Raw genomic sequence first — 1,189 nt, 5'->3', positions numbered from 1 at the left:
GGCGCCAACTCCTTCACTATTAGAAATAGAGGTACCGGCATTAGGATTGGTGGTTCTGGCGAGCGTCCAAAAAGTTACAAACCCATTAGGTATGAAGATGCGCTGAAATTCAAAGAAAGATCCAACACCCCCGGCGGAGTTTCCATCAGTGTTTTTGCAAGCAATGGCGCTACCGTAAAATACGAGCAAGAAAAAACTAATCCGAACATTAACATTAGAGGTATTGATGAAAACGGACTAGCAGCACAAGGTTTAGAATTAGCACAAGGCCGTAGCTTTAACGAAGCTGAATCTCTAAATGGGCCAAACATTTGTGTTATTGGCTCTGAAATAGCAAAAACCTTGTTTAAAGATAATGTTGCTTTAGATAAAATCATCACCGCTGGTAATAACAGACTAAGGGTGATTGGTGTACTTGCGGCCAAAGGTTCAAGCATGGGCGCTAGTATTGACAGAGCGGTTTATGTTCCTTTGTTTAAAGCTAAAGTAATTAATGCTAACAGCAACCCTTCCTATACCATTACCGTGATGGTACCTAGTGCTGATTTAGTGGATAACGTTATTGGAGAATCTACTTCGACTTTCAGAGCCATCCGAAAATTAAAAATTGGACAAGGCGATAATTTTGAAATTACCAAAAGCGATGCGGTTGCCCAAACTTTAATTGAAAATTTGAAAGTAGTTACTATTGGCGGTATGGCAATTGGCATTATTACGCTTCTTGGCGCTTCTATAGCCTTAATGAACATTATGCTGGTATCAGTAACTGAACGTACCCGAGAAATTGGCATAAGAAAAGCCATAGGGGCCAACCCGTCGGTGATTAGAAAGCAATTTTTGATTGAAGCGATAGTTATTTGCTTGCTGGGAGGCATCTTAGGCATTTTGTTAGGCATCGCCATTGGCAACCTTGTTTCCATGTTTATGGGCGGAGGGTTCATTATCCCTTGGCTGTTTATTATGCTGGGCTTAGCGCTATGTATTACCGTAGGTATCCTTGCGGGTTACTATCCTGCGCAAAAAGCATCAAAATTAGATCAAGTAGAGGCTTTGCGCTACGAGTAAAACGTTCCGAAGGATTTCCCGTCCAACCTTACTATATGCCTATATTGCTAAACGGCGTTATAGCTATTCGGTTACAGCAACAGGTTATTTAACTGGCCTTGCTTAATCAATTTTTCTACCCTAG

1 protein-coding gene is annotated in these 1,189 nt (G+C 41.3%); it reads left to right on the top strand.

The window, feature by feature from the left end; translation table 11 throughout:
- A partial coding sequence (locus DUT69_RS18965; protein ID WP_113654857.1) for an ABC transporter permease occupies window positions 1–1,065 on the top strand: 1,065 nt, incomplete at its 5' end.
- Between the last annotated feature and the right edge of the window lie 124 nt (window positions 1,066–1,189).

It is taken from the genome of Pedobacter namyangjuensis (assembly GCF_003313325.1).
Lineage (GTDB): Bacteria > Bacteroidota > Bacteroidia > Sphingobacteriales > Sphingobacteriaceae > Pedobacter > Pedobacter namyangjuensis.
This window is presented reverse-complemented; position numbering and strand designations above follow the sequence as displayed.